At 34.2% G+C, this 17,635-nt stretch carries 15 protein-coding genes and 1 riboswitch; of the genes, 13 read left to right on the forward strand and 2 right to left on the reverse strand.

Translation table 11 applies throughout. The annotated features are described in order from the left end of the window. Positions 1–97 precede the first annotated feature (97 nt). The 7 genes from JFU23_RS20990 (at position 98) to JFU23_RS21020 (ending at position 4,623) form a co-directional block, all read left to right on the forward strand. Positions 98–682, forward strand: a complete 585-nt coding sequence (locus JFU23_RS20990; RefSeq protein WP_085309593.1) for a TetR/AcrR family transcriptional regulator — start codon at positions 98–100, stop codon at positions 680–682. Between the two features lie 2 nt (positions 683–684). Next, positions 685–855 (forward strand): hypothetical protein, encoded by a 171-nt coding sequence (locus JFU23_RS20995; RefSeq protein ID WP_172805404.1) that lies wholly within the window; start codon positions 685–687, stop codon positions 853–855. Between the two features lie 83 nt (positions 856–938). Beyond that, entirely contained in the window at positions 939–1,415 is a 477-nt protein-coding gene (locus JFU23_RS21000; RefSeq protein ID WP_085309595.1) for a PH domain-containing protein, read from the forward strand. Next, positions 1,408–2,847 (forward strand): PH domain-containing protein, encoded by a 1,440-nt coding sequence (locus JFU23_RS21005; RefSeq protein ID WP_201032629.1) that lies wholly within the window; start codon positions 1,408–1,410, stop codon positions 2,845–2,847. Before JFU23_RS21000 ends, JFU23_RS21005 begins: the two co-directional genes overlap by 8 nt. Before the next feature lie 202 nt (positions 2,848–3,049). Continuing rightward, on the forward strand, positions 3,050–3,703 hold the full coding sequence (locus tag JFU23_RS21010) for a DUF975 family protein (RefSeq protein ID WP_085309599.1): 654 nt from the start codon (positions 3,050–3,052) through the stop codon (positions 3,701–3,703). A 219-nt stretch (positions 3,704–3,922) separates the two neighbouring features. Continuing rightward, positions 3,923–4,360 (forward strand): hypothetical protein, encoded by a 438-nt coding sequence (locus JFU23_RS21015; RefSeq protein ID WP_085309601.1) that lies wholly within the window; start codon positions 3,923–3,925, stop codon positions 4,358–4,360. Then, positions 4,357–4,623 carry a CPCC family cysteine-rich protein gene (locus tag JFU23_RS21020; protein ID WP_201032630.1) on the forward strand — a complete coding sequence of 89 codons (267 nt, stop codon included), beginning with the start codon at positions 4,357–4,359 and terminating at the stop codon, positions 4,621–4,623. Before JFU23_RS21015 ends, JFU23_RS21020 begins: the two co-directional genes overlap by 4 nt. Positions 4,624–4,696: 73 nt before the next feature. Here JFU23_RS21020 and JFU23_RS21025 read toward each other — a convergent pair whose 3' ends face one another. Beyond that, positions 4,697–5,080: a hypothetical protein gene (locus JFU23_RS21025; RefSeq protein WP_201032631.1), complete on the reverse strand. Its 384-nt coding sequence runs from the start codon at positions 5,078–5,080 to the stop codon at positions 4,697–4,699. A 345-nt stretch (positions 5,081–5,425) separates the two neighbouring features. Here JFU23_RS21025 and JFU23_RS21030 point away from each other — a divergent pair, with 345 nt between their 5' ends. The 6 genes from JFU23_RS21030 (at position 5,426) to JFU23_RS21055 (ending at position 16,915) form a co-directional block, all read left to right on the forward strand. After that, the gene (locus tag JFU23_RS21030; protein ID WP_085309607.1) at positions 5,426–5,962 is read left to right on the forward strand and encodes a TetR/AcrR family transcriptional regulator; all 537 of its coding nucleotides are present in this window, start codon (positions 5,426–5,428) and stop codon (positions 5,960–5,962) included. A gap of 172 nt (positions 5,963–6,134) precedes the next feature. Next, positions 6,135–6,225: riboswitch (cyclic di-GMP riboswitch) on the forward strand. Between the two features lie 60 nt (positions 6,226–6,285). Next, positions 6,286–12,618: a SpaA isopeptide-forming pilin-related protein gene (locus tag JFU23_RS21035; protein ID WP_201032632.1), complete on the forward strand. Its 6,333-nt coding sequence runs from the start codon at positions 6,286–6,288 to the stop codon at positions 12,616–12,618. Positions 12,619–13,419: 801 nt separating this feature from the next. Further along, positions 13,420–14,391, forward strand: coding sequence for a hypothetical protein (locus JFU23_RS21040; protein WP_201032633.1), 972 nt, complete (start codon positions 13,420–13,422; stop codon positions 14,389–14,391). Between the two features lie 258 nt (positions 14,392–14,649). Then, positions 14,650–14,946 carry a hypothetical protein gene (locus tag JFU23_RS21045; RefSeq protein ID WP_003187801.1) on the forward strand — a complete coding sequence of 99 codons (297 nt, stop codon included), beginning with the start codon at positions 14,650–14,652 and terminating at the stop codon, positions 14,944–14,946. A gap of 84 nt (positions 14,947–15,030) precedes the next feature. Next, positions 15,031–15,507 (forward strand): PH domain-containing protein, encoded by a 477-nt coding sequence (locus JFU23_RS21050; protein WP_085309614.1) that lies wholly within the window; start codon positions 15,031–15,033, stop codon positions 15,505–15,507. Continuing rightward, the gene (locus JFU23_RS21055) at positions 15,500–16,915 is read left to right on the forward strand and encodes a PH domain-containing protein (protein ID WP_201032634.1); all 1,416 of its coding nucleotides are present in this window, start codon (positions 15,500–15,502) and stop codon (positions 16,913–16,915) included. Before JFU23_RS21050 ends, JFU23_RS21055 begins: the two co-directional genes overlap by 8 nt. 99 nt (positions 16,916–17,014) lie before the next feature. On the opposite strand, the gene hmoB is transcribed toward JFU23_RS21055, so the two are convergent. After that, a complete protein-coding gene (gene hmoB, locus JFU23_RS21060) occupies positions 17,015–17,512 on the reverse strand; it encodes a heme-degrading monooxygenase HmoB (protein ID WP_201032635.1) in 498 nt (165 codons plus the stop codon). Between the last annotated feature and the right edge of the window lie 123 nt (positions 17,513–17,635).

The following is a 17,635-nucleotide window of genomic DNA, read 5'->3' on the forward strand; positions in this document are numbered from 1 at the left end:
AGAAGTTCCTTTTAAAACTCTAATTAACTTGCAAATCATTCATTTTCATTTTACAATTTACTTACCGACCGGTAAGTAAAAATAGAAGAGGTACAGTATGACAAAAAATTTACAAACATCGCAGCACATTGTAGATGCATCATTTAAACTAATGGCAGAGCATGGCATTGAGAAGATGAGTCTTTCAATGATTGCGAAAGAAGTAGGCATATCAAAGCCAGCTATTTATTATCATTTTCCGTCTAAAGAAGCGCTAGTTGATTTTTTATTTGAAGAGATTTTTTCTGGATATTATTTCGTGGGTTACTTCGATAAAGAACAATATACGAAAGAAAACTTTGCAGAAAAGTTAATCGCAGATGGTTTACATATGTTATCGGAGTATAGAGGTCAAGAAGGCATATTACGCGTTATAAATGAATTCATCGTAACTGCGACGCGAAATGAAAAGTACCAGAAACGCTTATTTGAAATACAAGAAGATTTCTTAAATGGATTCCACGATTTATTAAAGCAAGGTGTGGAACTTGGTGTTGTGTCACAACATGCAACTGAAGAAAACGCGCATACGTTAGCGCTCGTTATTGATAATATGAGTAATTACATATTGATAGGATTCGATTTAAAGTATAAAGAAATTTGGATTCGAAATGTGAAAAACGTAATGAAGGAGGGGGAATAAAAATGAAAATGCAGAAAAACTGGTGGCTCGGTTTTCTGGGGTTAATTGGAATTTATAAAATCCCAGGTATGATTGAAGCTTATCAAGCGGATAAAGGTTGGTTCGCGTTAATTAGTTTAGTTTGGCTGCTTTGGTTCGGGTATTTTATTCCTGAGAAAAAAGAGGATAAATAATAAATTTTCAATTTTATGTAAAGTTATGTAAAATATAGATTGAGACAATTCATATATTAGATTAATAGATTTGGAGTGGTTACATGGATCCATTGAAAAATGAAATTCATCCTGACATGATCAAGGTGTGGAAAGTTCGTGCTGTAATTGAGGAAGGGATCGGTATTCTCGTCATTTTAGCTTACCTGTTCCTTATGATAAAGTTTGATTGGTGGGCGTGGATTTTGTATGTGCTGATCGGGTTAACAGTTGCACTAGCACCATTTGAGTACTTCCTATTCCCGAAACTGCGTCAGCGTTATTATAGCTACCAACTAAATGAAGAAGAACTTGAAATTCAGCACGGTCTTTTCGTTGTAAAGCGCGTATTAGTACCGATGATTCGTGTACAGCACGTTACAATTGAACAAGGACCAATTATGAGAAAATATGGATTAGCAGAATTACATATTTCAACAGCGGCAACTTCTCACAGCATTCCAGGCTTAACGATGTATGAAGCAGAAATGTTAAAAACGAGAATCGCAGAATTAGCGAAAGTGAGTGATGAGGATGTATAAGAGGCAGCATCCCATTACGATGTTATTAGAATTAAAAATAACAGACTTTATACCATTATTTATTTTCATGTTTAGTTTAAATGGAAAGTTTCCATTTTGGTATTTAATTCCCGCTGGATTCGGTTTACTCACCGTCTTTTCAGCGTTTGAAAAATGGTATTACACAACATACTGGGTTGAAAATAACGTATTACATGTGAAACAAGGGCTCTTTGTGAAGAAGGAGAGCTACTTAAATAAAGAACGTGTTCAAACGATTAATACAAGTTCAAACGTGTTATATCAAATGCTCGGTTTAAAGAAAATTCAAATCGAAACAGCTGGCGGAGGCGATGATGCCGAAGTAAGCCTAGCTGGTATTACAGAAGATGAGGCGAAGGAGCTTATTTCCTTACTAAATGAGCCAACTCCAGAAGTAAAAGCAGAAGAAACATCAGAAGAAGTAGTAGAAAAAGAAGTTATGACAGAGGAAAAGCAAGCGACAGAGTACAAATTAACTTTGAAAGAAATTTTATTAGCATCTGTTACATCTGGTCAGTTTGGATTATTATTCTCATTAATCTTTTTCGTGTATCACCAAGTAGATGAGTACATTCCGAAATGGATAAAAAATAGCGTAGAGTCGTATGTAATGGATCATGATATATACGGCTGGATTTACATGGTAGCTATTTTACTCGTCCTTTCGTGGATTATATCTACAATTGGTTACGCGTTAAAACATGGTAATTTCACAGTAAATCGAAAAAACGATGAAGTGCGTATTTCTCAAGGATTACTTGAAAGGAAAGAACTTGTACTAAAGTTACACCGCATTCAAGGGATTACGATAAAAGAAGGTATTTTCCGTCAGATGTTCGGTTATTGTGCTGTGCAAGTCGAAGTCATTCAAAGTAAGGGATTGGGAGAAGAGAAAGACAAAGTTACGCTGCATCCGATTATTCGAAAAGATCGTGTGCAAGAGTTACTCGCTCATTTACAATTGCCATATGAACTGAATACAAATATTACTGCATTACCAAAAGCAGCCTTGCGCCGTTATTTAATTGATAGTTTCATTTTCTTCGCAATGCTAGCAGTCCCGCTTACTGGGATAAGCATATACTTTGAAAAGTATTTCATCATGTGGGCGTTGTTACCGCTAGCTATCCTCATCGTTACACTTGGATACGCAACATTTAAAACAAATGGTTACGGTGTAAACGGAGAACAAATTACGATTATACATCGTAGTATTGGGAAACATACAGGACTTGTAAGAAGAAGACACGTCCAATCAATTGAAAAAACACAATCATATTTCCAGCGCCGAGCGGATTTATGTACGTATACGTTTTCTAGTGCATCATCGAATTATAAACTAGAGCATACGAGAGTAGAAGATGCGGAGAGAATGCAGGATTGGTATAAGAAGAGAATATGTGAGGATTAATTTAAAAAAGCTTGCCTATTATGAATGGCAGGCTTTTTTGTTATGGAGAAATGAGTAGTTTGATTCATATATGGGTGCAAATACAGCTCACATTTCTCAATACGTATCAGAAAAAAAGTAGTACCTTTCTATTTCAGGGAAATTCGTGAAATTTTTGATATAAATGGTATACTAATATAGAAATAATATTAGGAGGTTATATATGATAAGTCAGTTGAAAAGAGAAGCACTTGATGCATTAAAAGGAAAATGGGGATTAGCGGTAGGGGCAACCTTATTACTTGGAATCCTTATTGGAGCTGTTGAACTTCTAATTACAGGTGTTTTCTCGATGTTTTGGGGTTGGGAAGAAGCAAATGAGTCGCTTACAGTAACTATTATTGCAATGCTTGTTATTGGTCCGTTAACAATAGGCGCCTACTATCTTGTTTTAAATGTAATCCGTGAGACTAGTGCTCGCATTGGTGATTTATTTAGATGGTTTAGCGATGGAAGTAAGCTTATGAAGTCGTTTTTAACATATTTACTAATGTATGTATACTTGATGCTATGGACATTACTTCTTATTATTCCGGGTATTATTAAATCATTTTCTTATTCTATGACGTATTTTATTTTGAATGATCGTCCAGAATACACAGCGAATCAAGCAATTACCGAAAGTCGCCGTATGATGAATGGACATAAAATGGATTACTTTTTACTATGCTTAAGTTTCCTTGGCTGGTTCATTTTAAGTATTCTTACTGTAGGAATCGGTTTCTTATGGTTAGCACCTTATTTCTACTCGACATCGGCAGCATTTTATGAAGAGATTTCAAAAGAATATTATAAAAAAGAAGGTACTACCTTCTAATAAACCACCTAAACCACTTGTCCCCTAAAGAATATAGGGAACAGACGGTTTAGGTGGTTTGATATGTGTTCTGTTTTCGGGTTCACTTCAGGATAAGGTATAGGTTTTTATATAGAAATTATTCCCTCTATGTTTTATCATAGAGGGTTATTTTTTTATATAAAAATGATAGGAAATAATGAATAATATATATGGAAGGAAAAAGTGAGGTGAATGAGATTGAGTAAATTTTTAATTCCGTATTCCTTTTCTATATTAAGTTTCTTTATTTCAGTAACGGTACTTGATTTATATGATAGGATGGGAAAAACTAATGAGATGACTTCGCCGACCATACTTGGAAAGGTAATTCAATCTACTGCGCAAATGGGAGTCCTTACATTGTATTTCGGAGTACCTATCATTTTAGGTGGATGTCTTCTTGGTGAGCTATTGTTTAGAGGTATCATTTTACAATTTAAACTAAGCTATATTATATCTTTATTATTATATCTACTTTTAGCTTTTAGTATTGTTTTTGTAACGGTAGGAATTCCAACTACATATGAAGATTCTAATACTTTTTTCATGGGGATAACTATGATTTGCGCTGTTACATTCTTTGTGGGCCGGAATATAGGGGAGAAAAAACAAATTAATAATGGAGTGACAAAATGAAATACACATGTCCATGCTGCGGATATAAAACATTAGAAGAAGAACCACCAGGTACATATGAAATTTGCAGTATATGTTATTGGGAAGATGATCCTGTTCAGTTTAACGATCATGACTTTGAAGGCGGAGCAAATGAGCCCTCGTTAAGACAAGCGCAGAGAAATTTCATTGCGTTTGGTGCTTGCGAGGAATGTTTCGTTGGATCAGTTAGAAAGCCGACTAGTGAAGATGTGAAGGATGCTAGTTGGAAGAAAATTTGTTAAATAGCTTTAAATAAAAATGTTATTACTCAATGTAACAAGAGTAATAACATTTTTTTATGCAATGATGAAAGAATTAACGACGTCTTATAAGATAAAACAATAAAGATGATACAGTAATAGGAAGGCCAGTATCCAGAAAGGTATTTAAATTAAAGGATAGAAACTCTCTGTCGTTAAACCACGTAAAGAATAAATGATTGTAGGAAATACCTAGCAGTATAAATAAAGGAATGCCGATTTTTAATTCATGACTTCTTTTTATTTTTTTATAACAAAATTCACCTAATAAACAACCGATAAGAGCGGGGATACTGCCAAGAATAATATACATAATGATTGATACCCAAATTGGTCCCCATGAATCTGCAAAATTGGGAACTCGTGTATACTGTAAAAAATTTACAATGACAGAGAAAACTAGTAAGCATGTTAAATAGCTAATAGAAAATTTTTTCAATGGAATCATCCTTATAAAATTTTGATTGCCTCAGTTAGGTATTTTTTTAAAAATATAAATTCTTTTAAATTATAGATTAAATGTATGAGGAGAATCAACTTGTTAAAAGGTTATTTCATATTAATGGATATATTAGGAATGAACATAAAAGTATAGATGTATAGTCAACGTTGTGTATTTGATGTTATCATATTGTGATATGGAAATTTTTAATAGAAGAAGCAACTAACAATTCAAAGATAATGAAGCCTATATTGAATAAAAAAATACCTAGTAGTACTGAACAATATTAAAAATAAAATACGTATTTAGATAGAATTAGTAGAAATGAGGGTTTAAAAAGGAATGAACACGAGCATAACACGGCAAAAGATTTTAGCCGCCGCTTCTCAAATTGTTCAATTTAAAGGAGTAGCTAAGTTAACTTTAGAAGCAGTAGCAAAAGAGGCAGGTGTAAGTAAAGGTGGGTTATTGTATCACTTTTCAAATAAAGAAGCTTTAATAGAAGGCATGATACTTAAAGGGACAGAGGAGTATCATGGTGCTATTCATAATAAGGTAACGGAAGACACAGAGAAGAAAGGAAGGTGGGTTCGTTCTTTTGTGGAGGAAAGATTAAGTAATGAGAAAAGAACAGAAGAGTTGTGTAGTAGTATGATGGCAGCATTAATGCTAAAACCTGAATTACTTGAGCCATTACAACAAGCATTTCAGCAATTGCAAACTAAAATAGAAAATGATGAAATGGATTCTGTTTGTGCCACAATTATTAGATTAGCAGCTGATGGATTATGGTATTCGGAATGTTTAGGGATCGGAAGACTAAGTCCCGAATTAAGAGAAAAAGTGATTCAAACCCTTATTAATGCTTCCTATAAATAGAATATATAAACTATAGAATAAAAAATAATTCCCCATTGGTTTATTTAATCCGGTGGGGAATTATTTTTTTATTAGAATAATAGAACAATTTTGCAGGGTGTTGAATTATAACCGTCCAGACGGTATAGTAATATTTGGTTCAAAAGGAAAATGAAACAAAAAAAGAATAAAAAAATATTTTTAGCACACTATTCGAAAGGATAGGCCGCAAAGCTTAGAGTCTACGGTAATATATTGGTTACTAAGATCGTCTGGTTGCACATTTTTGATGCAACCGGACGGTCTTTTTTTGTTATATAAATATAAAAAATTAGGAGGAAATTATGCAAACGAAAAGTACTAAAAGGCACATTTCAATGGTTTCATTAGTTTTTCTAGTATTATTTTCAGTGCTGAATGTATGGGCTCCAGTTATTCAAGCCGCTGTGATAAAAAATCCAGTGGACGAGATTAACATTTCTCGTACTGATGGCACAACATCTGAACCATATCAGGCTTCAGATGGTATGAAAGTAGAAGTGAAGTGGTCAGCTAAAGAACAGATAAAGAGTGGAGATCAATTCACAATTGATATGCCAAAAGAATTTCGAAAAGATCTTATGAATATGAGTTTTCCTTTAAAAGATGCTGAAGGCAAAACAGTTGGTACATGTGAGATGAAAAAGGGTCTATTAACGTGTACTATGGGTGATTATGTAGAAGGAAAGAATAACGTTAAAGGTTCTTTATTCGTAGAATTTTACTTTGGTCTAGAAGCATATGATGGTGTCCAAAAAATCCCATTAGAATTTAACGTTGATGGTCAAATCGTAAATAAAGAAGTAAGTGTAAGTAATACGACAGAGAGACCGCAGCCGCAGCCCAATACAGATAATCTATTGAAATGGGGTTCTTATAATCAAGAAGACCCTTCAATTGCAGAATGGCTTGTATATGTAAATGCAACTGGAACAGAAATGCAAGATCTTAAATTAACAGACACATTAGGACCTGGGCATGAGTTAATTACAGACAGCGTAGTATTAGAAGAGGCTGTATTTGAAGATGGTTATGCACCAACAAATGTTAAGCCAGCAGATTTATCTAAAATTAAAATCAATGCAACGAAGACTGGATTTACAATTGAATTTCCAGACAGTTCAAAAGGTTATATTTTAAGATATAAAACAAAGATTACCAATCCCGCTGCAAAGCCTCATAAAAATACAGTGAAATTAGAAGGCAAAAATATTAAAACTGAAGAAAAAGTAGGAGAAGTATTCGTAAGTGGTGGGGGAGGAACCGGTTCAGGCGACGATAATCCACCTAGTATTGAAAAGAATATAGTTGATGAGAATGGTAAGCTTGTAGAGAATCAGCAGTTAGCGCAAATGGATCAACCTATTCAATATCAAGTTGGTACACATATACCAAACGATCCTCCTAAATACACATCTATGGTAATTAGTGATGATTTAGAAGATGTATTAGAAGTATTAGAGGCAAAAGTGTATGATCAAAATGGCCAAGATATTACTTCTAAAGGAACACTAAAGATAGATAAACAAAAAAGTGAAGTAATATTTACGTTCGGTGAGAGTTTTGACTATAAGTCATATGAGGACCAGATAATTAACTTGAATATTAAGGCGAAAATTAAAGCTGATGCAGACTTATCTTCTTACGTAGATAAGAAGATTCCTAATAAAGCAGAATTACATTTTGATGATAAGAAATTAACATCAAATGAAGTAACGGTTACGCCGCCTGAACCTCCAAAAGACGGTACAGTAGCTATTCATAAAATAGATGCTGAGAATCCGAATAAAGAGTTAACAGGTGCCGAATTTGAAGTTCGAGATAGTGAGGATAAGGTTGTTGCAGTACTGAAAACAGGCGAAAAAGGTTTTTCAGCACCTCAAACTTTAGCTCCTGGGACGTATAAAGTTTATGAAAAAGTAGCACCTGAGGGATATCAAAAATTAACAAGTCCGGTAGAGGTTACGCTTCAAGCTGGAGAAACAAAAACAATTGAAATTAAAAATACCATGCAAAAGGGTCAAATTGAATTAAAGAAAATTGATTCGGAAAATGGTGGTAAAGCGTTAGCAAATGCAGAGTTTGATGTAGTAAAAGACGGTGTAGTAGTTGAACATATTATTACAGATAAAGACGGTAAGGCAATTTCTAAACCGTTAGCACCAGGAAAATATATTTTAAAAGAAACGAAAGCGCCCGAAGGATACCAATTAAAAGAAAAAGAGTTCGAAGTAAATGTAACAGGGGACGGCATATTCCCAATAACAGTAGAAAATGCAATGGTAGACAAAGGTAATGTAGAAATTACAAAAGTGGACAAAGAAAGCGGCGCAGTATTAGCGGGTGTCGAATTTGAAGTCCAAGATGAGAAAGATAAAGTGGTAAGAAAAGTAGTAACAGATAAAGATGGAAAAGCAAACGTTTCAGATCTATCAGTAGGAAAGTACAAATTAGTAGAGACGAAAAGCTTACCAGGTTACAAGAAACTAACAGAATCAGTATCATTTGAAATTAAAAAAGGTATGACAGAAGTCTTATCACTGAAAGTAGAAAATGAGCAGTTAGATAAAGGCTCAGTAGAAATTATAAAAGTAGATAAAGACAGCCAAAAAGCATTAGCAGGCGTAGTCTTCGAAGTGCAAGATGAAAAAGGAAAAATGGTAAAAAAAGTAACGACAAATAAAGATGGAAAAGCGAATGTCTCAGACTTATCAGTAGGAAAATACAAATTAGTAGAGACGGAAAGCTTATCAGGTTACAAAAAATTAACAGAGCCAGTATCATTCGAAATAAAAAAAGGTATGACAGAAGTCTTATCACTGAAAGTAGAAAATGAGCAGTTAGATAAAGGCTCAGTAGAAATTATAAAAGTAGATAAAGACAGCCAAAAAGCATTAGAAGGTGTAGTCTTCGAAGTGCAAGATGAAGCTGGAAAAATAATAAAGAAATTAACAACAGATAAAAGTGGAAAAGCAAAAATTGCAGACCTATCAGTAGGAAAGTACAAACTAGTAGAAGTAGAAAGTTTACCAGGCTATAAGAAACTAACAGAGTCAGTATCATTTGAAATCAAAAAAGGCATGATCGAGGTACTATCATTAAAAATAGAAAATGAAATGGTAGATACGGGAAATGTAGAAATCACAAAGATAGATAAAGATAATAAGGCACTGTTAGCGGGAGTAACGTTTGTTGTCCAAGATGAAAAGGGCAATGAGGTGAAAAAAGTAACGACAGATAAAGATGGAAAAGCAAATGTTTCAGATTTACCTGTAGGAAAGTATGAATTAGTAGAGGTAGAAAGTTTACCTGGTTATAAAAAGTTAGAAAAACCAGTATCATTTGAAATTAAAAAAGGTATGACGAAGTCTTTAACATTTACTGTAGAAAATGAAATGGTAGATACAGGGAATGTAGAAATCACAAAGATAGACAAAGATAGTAAAGCACCATTAGAAGGTGTTGTGTTTGAAGTACGTGATTCAAACGGGAAAGTAGTTACTAAAGTAACAACGGATAAAGATGGAAAAGCAAATGCTTCAGATTTATCTATTGGAAAGTATGAGTTGGTGGAGGTAGAAACACCAGCCGGATACAAACCACTAGAAAAACCAATTTTATTCGAAATTGAAAAAGGTAGAGTTACAGCATTACAATTAACTGTCGAAAATGAATTAGTGGATACAGGAAATGTAGAAATTACAAAAGTAGACAAAGAAAATAAAGATGCTTTAGCTGATGCCGTATTTGAGATTCAAGACGAAGCAGGACAAGTAGTCGCTAAAATAACGACAGATAAAAAAGGGCACGCACAGGTTACTAATTTATCAGTTGGAACATACAAGTTGGTAGAGGTAAATGCACCAAAAGGATATAAGCAATTAGTAGATCCTATTACTTTCCAAATTGAAAAAGGTATGACAAAATCTCTTGCTTTAACAGTAGAAAACGAAATGTTAGACAAGGGTAATGTAGAAATTACAAAAGTAGATAAAGAAGGCCAAAAAGCATTAGCGGGCGTAGTCTTTGAAGTACAAGATGAAGCAGGCAAAGTAGTAACAGAAGTAACAACAGATAAAGATGGAAAAGCAAAAGTCTCAGACTTATCTGTAGGCAAGTACAAATTAGTAGAAAAAGCAGGCTTACCGGGATACAAAAAACTAACAGAGCCAGTATCGTTCGAAATTAAAAAAGGTATGACGAAAGTTTTATCATTGAAAGTAGAGAACGAACTGTTAGATAAAAGTTCAGTAGAAATTAAAAAAGTGGACAAAGAAAGTGGCGCAATATTAGCGGGCGTAACCTTCGAAGTGCAAGATGAAAAAGATAAAGTAGTAACAAAAGTAACAACAGATAAAGATGGAAAAGCAAACGTTTCAAATTTATCAGTAGGGAAATATAAGCTAGTAGAGGTAGAAAGCTTACCAGGATACAAAAAACTAGCGAAACCAGTATCGTTCGAAATTAAAAAAGGTATGACAGAAGTCCTATCATTGAAAGTAGAGAACGAAAAGTTAGATAAAGGTTCAGTAGAAATTACAAAAGTAGATAAAGACAGTCAAAAAGTATTAGAAGGCGTAGTCTTCGAAGTGCAAGATGAGCAAGGAAAAGTAGTAACAGAAGTAACGACAGATAAAGAAGGAAAAGCGACAATTTCAGATTTATCTGTAGGTAAGTACAAATTAGTAGAGAAAGAAAACTTACCAGGATACAAAAAATTAACAGAACCAGTATCATTTGAAATTACAAAAGGTATGACAGAAGTCCTATCATTGAAAGTAGAGAACGAAAAGTTAGATAAAGGTTCAGTAGAAATTACAAAAGTAGATAAAGACAGCCAAAAAGTATTAGCAGGCGTGGTCTTTGAAGTACAAGATGAGCAAGGAAAAGTAGTAACAGAAGTAACGACAGATAAAGATGGAAAAGCAAAAATTGCTGATTTATCTGCAGGAAAGTACAAATTAGTAGAAAAAGCAGGCTTACCAGGTTACAAGAAGTTAACAGAACCAGTATCATTTGAAATCAAAAAAGGTATGACGGAAGTCTTATCATTGAAAGTAGAGAATGAGCAGTTAGATAAAGGTTCAGTGGAAATTACAAAAGTGGACAAAGAAAGTGGCGCAATATTAGCGGGCGTAATTTTCGAAGTGCAAGATGAAAAAGATAAAGTAGTAACAAAAGTAACAACAGATAAAGATGGAAAAGCAAACGTTTCAAATTTATCAGTAGGGAAATATAAGCTAGTAGAGGTAGAAAGCTTACCAGGATACAAAAAACTAGCGAAACCAGTATCGTTCGAAATTACAAAAGGTATGACAGAAGTCCTATCATTGAAAGTAGAGAACGAAAAGTTAGATAAAGGTTCAGTAGAAATTACAAAAGTAGATAAAGAGAGCCAAAAAGCATTAGCAGGCGTAGTTTTTGAAGTGCAAGATGAGCAAGGTAAAGTAGTAACAGAAGTAACGACAGATAAAGAAGGAAAAGCAACAATTTCAGATTTATCTGTAGGAAAGTACAAATTAGTAGAGAAAGAAAGCTTACCAGGTTACAAAGAACTAACAGAACCAGTATCATTCGAAATTACAAAAGGTATGACGAAAGTTTTATCATTGAAAGTAGAGAATGAACTATTAGACAAAGGTTCAGTAGAAATTACAAAAGTAGATAAAGAGAGCCAAAAAGCATTAGCAGGCGTAGTTTTTGAAGTGCAAGATGAGCAAGGCAAAGTAGTAACTGAAGTAACGACAGATAAAGAAGGAAAAGCAACAATTTCAGATTTATCTGTAGGAAAGTACAAATTAGTAGAGAAAGAAAACTTACCAGGATACAAAAAATTAACAGAACCAGTATCATTTGAAATTACAAAAGGTATGACAGAAGTCCTATCGTTGAAAGTGGAGAATGAGCAGTTAGATAAAGGTTCAGTAGAAATTACAAAAATGGCTGCTGAAAGCAAGAATATATTATCAGGAGCTGTGTTTGAAGTTCATGATGAAAAAGGTAAAGTAGTAGCGAGAGTAACAACAGATAAAGAAGGAAAAGCAAAAGTCTCAGATCTATCTGTAGGTAACTACACACTTGTAGAAGTAGAAGCACCAAAAGGATATGAAAAATTAACTAATCCAATTCCATTTGAAATCACAAAAGGAATGATAAATTCAGTTCAATTAGAAGTATTAAACGAATTGAGTCATTTAGCACCACCAGGTCCAGAAAAACCAGATCCAGAGAAACCGGAAAAACCAGATCCAGAAAAACCGGAAAAACCAGATCCAGAGAAGCCTGGAACAACAGATCCAGAGAAGCCTGGAACAACAGATCCAGAAAAACCGGAAACAACAGATCCAGAGAAGCCTGGAACAACAGATCCAGAGAAACCTGGAACAATGAATCCAGAGAAGCCTGGAACAACAGATCCAGAGGAACCTGGAACAACGAATCCAGAGAAGCCTGGAACAACAGATCCAGAGAAACCTGGAACAACGAACCCAGAGAAGCCTGGAACAACGAATCCAGAGAAACCTGAAAAAGAATTACCGAAGACAGGGCAGAAAATGCTTGTGGAACCATATATGGGAGCACTTCTTGTAATGATGAGTTTTGGATTACTCGTATTAGGTAGAAAACAGCAAAGATAATAAAAGTGAAAAGGTATCCTCAAAGTATTTGAGGATACCTTTTTTATCTTTATTTGGCATAAAAAAAAGCATCTAGCAAAAGAATTAGCTGCAAATAAAAAACACAAGGGAAGATAAATGTCTTCCCGCTTCACGAATGTGCTTATTTCAAAAAAAGTATAAAAACTAGTTTTATTATATATATTTGATGTGTAAAGGTATGGAAGGAAAAGGTTATACGTTTTCGTAGTGTTTTGTTGAAAAAAGAGCAATCTATGTAATTAATTTTAACGATTTAGGAAATAAGTCCCGTTCTTAAAGCGTTTGAAGAGCGATAGTCCAATAGTAGGTGGGAGATGAAATTAGGGTTGGAATCTTATTGGATCTTAAAATGTAGAGGGGGAAAATAATGTAAAAAAACTATTGTATGTTTAAAATCTTTATGTTACATTTGTGTTACAAAAGAGTTGCGAATCGTGACTTTTGTTACGGTTTGTTTTCTATTTCTTTTCGGTATGTTACAGATTATAGTTTGTATTCCAATTAGCTGAGAATGTTTAAAGCTGAAGAAATAGCAAACTATAAACGAAAAATGATTTTTCTATGTGTATAAGAGTGTGTGTAGTAAAGATTCTGAGTAAGGGCTTTATTAAAATTCCTTTCTGTCTTAAAAGAAGAAGAAAACCAACTACCAACTATTTAGGAGTTTTAAGTAATGATAGTAAATGAAATGTACAGTACATATTTACTTTCAGTCTAATTACTACACAGACTTTTATACATATGATGTTATTGTTTTAGGTATATATAGGGGGAGAGAAAATGAGAAAGTTATTAACGGTAATTGGACTTACGTTTTTAATGCTAGCTGGATGTAGTAATGGGGATTTTGACAAAGCAATGGATGAAGGGAAGACCGCGTTAACGAATAAAGAATATAAAAATGCTTTATCATCATTTGAACGAGCATTAGATGAGAAAAAAGATGATTCAGATGCAAAAGTGTTTGTAGAGCAAACGAAAGCAATGATTGAAGCAGTGAAGCTAAAAGAAGAAGCAAAGCTAGAAGAATCGATCAAGTCATTTGAAAAAGTAGAGAGCGTGAAGAATGGAAGTAATGCGCTTATAAAACAAGCAACGGAAGAACGAACAGCATTAGTAGCGATCTTAGAACAAAAAAAGAATTATAGTGAGCAACTGGCAAAAAGTGAAGAGTTAATAAGTAAGAAAAATTATACAGAAGCGAAAGAGATATTAAATAAGCTAGTTTCAGAAACAAAAGATAACAAGAACCTTGAAGAATATAATAAAAAGGCTTTAGGATTAATCACTAAAATTGGTGAAGAGGAAAAAACTGCAAAGAGTGTAACGACAGCAGCGAAGGCACAAAAAAATGATGCAGTAACGAGTCAAAAGGTAGCGACAGAAAAGAACCAAAAAGCAGAGACAGAAAAAAATCAAAAGGCAGTAACAGAAAAGAATCAAAAAGCAGAGACAGAAAAAAATCAAAAGGTAGTAACAGAAAAGAACCAAAAAACAGAGACAGAAAAGAACCAAAAAGTAGAGACAGGAAAGAATCAAGATGCATTTACTTTTGAGAAAGCTAAAGAATATATCAAAAATGAATATAAAGAAGAATATGATTACACACTAGAGAATACGCAAGTAGAAAATGGAAAGAAATATTATCAAATTAGAGTGCGTACGACATATAAAATAGAAGGCGCAGCTGGACCAGGATTTACTGGCGTATTCAAAGTATTTGAAGATGGTACAATTGTTGAAATACACTAAATCGATAAAAAGGTATCCTCAAAGTATTTGAGGATACCTTTTTAAGTTTGTTTAGCATAAAAAAAAGCATCTAGCAAAAGTACTAGATGCAAATAAAAACACAAGGGAAGATAAATGTCTTCCCTTTTCCCGTAAGTAATTATATCAAAAAAATTATAAAAAACTAGCTTTATTTTTAATATAATGAATTTGTGAGGCTATGAAAGTAAAAGATTACACTATTTTCGTAGTGTTTTATTAAGAAAAGGAGTTGTGTCCATGATTAATTTCAAGCCAGAAAATTTAAACCAACTATTAAAAGTGACGCTTATAAGTGCGAATAAGTCTTATGATGCGATTAAAGAGTATGAATTTACGGGAGAAGCAGTAGTATTCCGTGTAGACTTCGAATATATTGACGTTTCTCTAATGATTATAGATATGTTAGGAAGAACTGCTTCTAAATTTAACATTTTGCCATACGCTCGTCCTAATACGAATGAAATAGATTACATTCAGTTCCAAGTGTATTCCATTAATGAAGGGAATTTTAAAGAAATGCTCGATACGATGTGATAACTATAATTTTACAAAACTGTATATAAAGCCTTATTTTCTGCTAATATATAATTAATAAATTCATATAATTGGAGTGATGAGATGCAGCCGTTAGAGAGGGAGATTCATTCTAATATGCTGAAAGTGTGGAGAATTCATGCTTTAATTGGGGCGGCAGTTATACTAGCAGTCGTAATTGCGTATTTCTTTTTTATGATTAACTTTAACTGGTGGGGCTGGTTGTTTGGATTGTTAGTGACAGGAGCAGTTATATACATACCACTCGACTATTTTGTATTTCCAAATTTACGTCAACGTTATTATAGTTACAGATTAAATGAAGAAGAGATTGAGATTCAAAAGGGAATGTTCGTTGTAAAACGCGTACTTATTCCGATGATCCGCGTGCAGCACGTAACGATTGAGCAAGGACCGATTATGAGAAAGTATAATTTAGCAGAATTACATATTTCAACAGCGGCAACTTCGCATAGTATTCCAGGCTTAACGAAAGAAGAAGCAGAGCAGTTGAAAAGACAAATTGGAGAGCTTGCGAAAGTGAGTGATGAGGATGTATAAGAGGCAACATCCAATCACGATATTGTTAGGTATTCGAATTGCGACTTTGTTGCCTTTTATTTTTCTTGTTTTATTTCGTTCAGATGGTGAAGTAAAACCTTGGTATTTCTTTCATCTTGTTCTTTTGGCTATATTATTTATTATGGCAATTTTCTCAGCTATAAAATGGTATTTCAAAGTGTACTGGGTTGAAAATAATATTTTACATATAAAACACGGTGTTTTTGTAAAGAAGGAAAGTTATTTAAATAAAGATCGTGTGCAAAACATTAGTACATCTTCTAATGTCATTTATCAAATGCTTGGGCTTACGAAATTAAATATAGAAGTAGCGGGCGGCGGTAGTGAGCCGGAAGTGATGTTAGCTGGTATTAAAGAAGATGAAGCGAAGGAACTGATTGCCTTATTAAATAAAAAAAGAAGCGCTGCGAGTGAAGAAGTACCCATGGCAGAAGAAAGTAAGACGATTTATCAGTTAACGATGAAAGAGATTTTAGTAGCTTCCATTACGTCTGGTAGATTTGGATTAGTGTTTTCTGGATTACTTCTTATTTACACAGAGTTTAATCAATTTCTTCCAGAATGGCTCATAAATAAAGTGGAAGCGTATGTGATGGATAACGGTGTATATGAATTAATCGTTATGGCCGCGATTTTAATGGCGGTTTCGTGGGTCGTTTCGACAGCTGGTTATGCGCTAAAATATGCGAACTTTAAAATAGAGCGAAACGGAAATGAAATTCGTATTGTGCAAGGGTTATTTGATAAGAAAGAGTTTGTCTTAAAGCTCCACCGCATTCAAGCAATTACTGTGAAAGAAGGAATTCTCCGCCAGCCTTTCGGTTATTGCTCTGTCGAAGTGGAAGTCATTCAAAGTATAGAAGCGGCAGGGAATGAAGTGATGTTACATCCTTTTATGAAGAAAAAAGATGTACAGCAGCTACTTGCCTATTTACAGTTGCCATATGAAATAGAAGAGGAAATCGTTCATTTACCGAAGGCTGCATTACGCTGTTACGTCGTAATGGGCTGGATTACAAGTGCTGTGCTCGCTGTGCCAATCGCTGGTGCGAGTATATATTTTAAACAACATACTGCGTTGTTCGTTCTTATACCGCTATTTATTGTATTTACAATACTTGCATACGCTAGATATAAAAGTGGTGGATATATGATACGAGACAATCAGTTAGTAATGGTGCACCGAGGTCTCGCGAAATATACAGGAATCATGCGAAGAAGGCATGTTCAAGTAGTAGGATATAATCAGTCGCATTTTCAAATGAAAGATGAGTTATGTACAGCTGCTGTAGCGGTGGCGGGACATGGTTATGAAGTGAAGCATATGCGAAAAGAAGACGCGCTTCGCATATATAATTGGTACAAAGAAAAAGGAAACACCGTGTAATAGTGTTTCCTTTTTGTGTGTCGTCATTTGTCGATAAGTCGATATATTCGAAAAATCGCAAATATAATTTCATGTACCGAGGTCTCTAAACTCAGAAACTTAAACTAACACATCAAAAGTAGTCACGAACGACGGGCGCGAGAAAATACTTTTTTGATGTTCTGCATGTGGATGCGCTTGTGCTTGTCCTTCTGCTTGTGCAGGGCGTTTTTTATGAGCGTTTTCGAATGAACGTGATTCTGTCCAGTCTTTAAAGTTTTGCTCAGTTTCCCACATCGTTAAGATGACATATGTATCATTACTTAATGGGCGAAGAACACGGATTGCTTGGAAGCCAGGCTCATTTTCGATTAGACCAGCACGGTTTTTAAAACGGTTTTCAAATACAGGGCGACCTTCGTCTGTTACAGAAATGTTGTTACAAACGATGTAGCCAGATTGTCCTTTAAATTCTCCAACAGCGTCTAATACGTCATACTGAAGTGTCGATTCTACAGATTCTTCAGTATTTTCTTTATAAAACATATCTTTTTCGTTATTTTTTGCAGTGAAATGTGCTTGTTCTAGAGGTGTTTCGTATGAAATAATAGCCTTCATTTTAATGCCCCCTTTATGGTTTGTCTCTATTATATCAATTCTCTTAAAAAACTTCGAAGATTATATACATAAAGATACTTCTTTTTCAAATAATAAATGTACCATCATTTGGAAAGAAGGCCG

Origin of the sequence: Bacillus sp. TH50, assembly GCF_016650565.1 — a bacterium.
Classification (GTDB): Bacteria; Bacillota; Bacilli; order Bacillales; family Bacillaceae_G; genus Bacillus_A; species Bacillus_A mycoides.

Bases quoted from the DNA above. Each gene is read 5' to 3' on its own strand.
- JFU23_RS21050 (WP_085309614.1), top strand. From the start codon at position 15,031: ATGCAGCCGTTAGAGAGGGAGATTCATTCTAATATGCTGAAAGTGTGG.
- JFU23_RS21000 (WP_085309595.1), top strand. From the start codon at position 939: ATGGATCCATTGAAAAATGAAATTCATCCTGACATGATCAAGGTGTGG.
- JFU23_RS21030 (WP_085309607.1), top strand. From the start codon at position 5,426: ATGAACACGAGCATAACACGGCAAAAGATTTTAGCCGCCGCTTCTCAA.
- JFU23_RS21045 (WP_003187801.1), top strand. From the start codon at position 14,650: ATGATTAATTTCAAGCCAGAAAATTTAAACCAACTATTAAAAGTGACG.
- JFU23_RS21020 (WP_201032630.1), top strand. From the start codon at position 4,357: ATGAAATACACATGTCCATGCTGCGGATATAAAACATTAGAAGAAGAA.
- JFU23_RS21040 (WP_201032633.1), top strand. From the start codon at position 13,420: ATGAGAAAGTTATTAACGGTAATTGGACTTACGTTTTTAATGCTAGCT.
- JFU23_RS20990 (WP_085309593.1), top strand. From the start codon at position 98: ATGACAAAAAATTTACAAACATCGCAGCACATTGTAGATGCATCATTT.
- JFU23_RS21010 (WP_085309599.1), top strand. From the start codon at position 3,050: ATGATAAGTCAGTTGAAAAGAGAAGCACTTGATGCATTAAAAGGAAAA.
- JFU23_RS21035 (WP_201032632.1), top strand. From the start codon at position 6,286: ATGCAAACGAAAAGTACTAAAAGGCACATTTCAATGGTTTCATTAGTT.
- JFU23_RS21055 (WP_201032634.1), top strand. From the start codon at position 15,500: ATGTATAAGAGGCAACATCCAATCACGATATTGTTAGGTATTCGAATT.
- JFU23_RS20995 (WP_172805404.1), top strand. From the start codon at position 685: ATGAAAATGCAGAAAAACTGGTGGCTCGGTTTTCTGGGGTTAATTGGA.
- hmoB (WP_201032635.1), bottom strand. From the start codon at position 17,512: ATGAAGGCTATTATTTCATACGAAACACCTCTAGAACAAGCACATTTC.
- JFU23_RS21005 (WP_201032629.1), top strand. From the start codon at position 1,408: ATGTATAAGAGGCAGCATCCCATTACGATGTTATTAGAATTAAAAATA.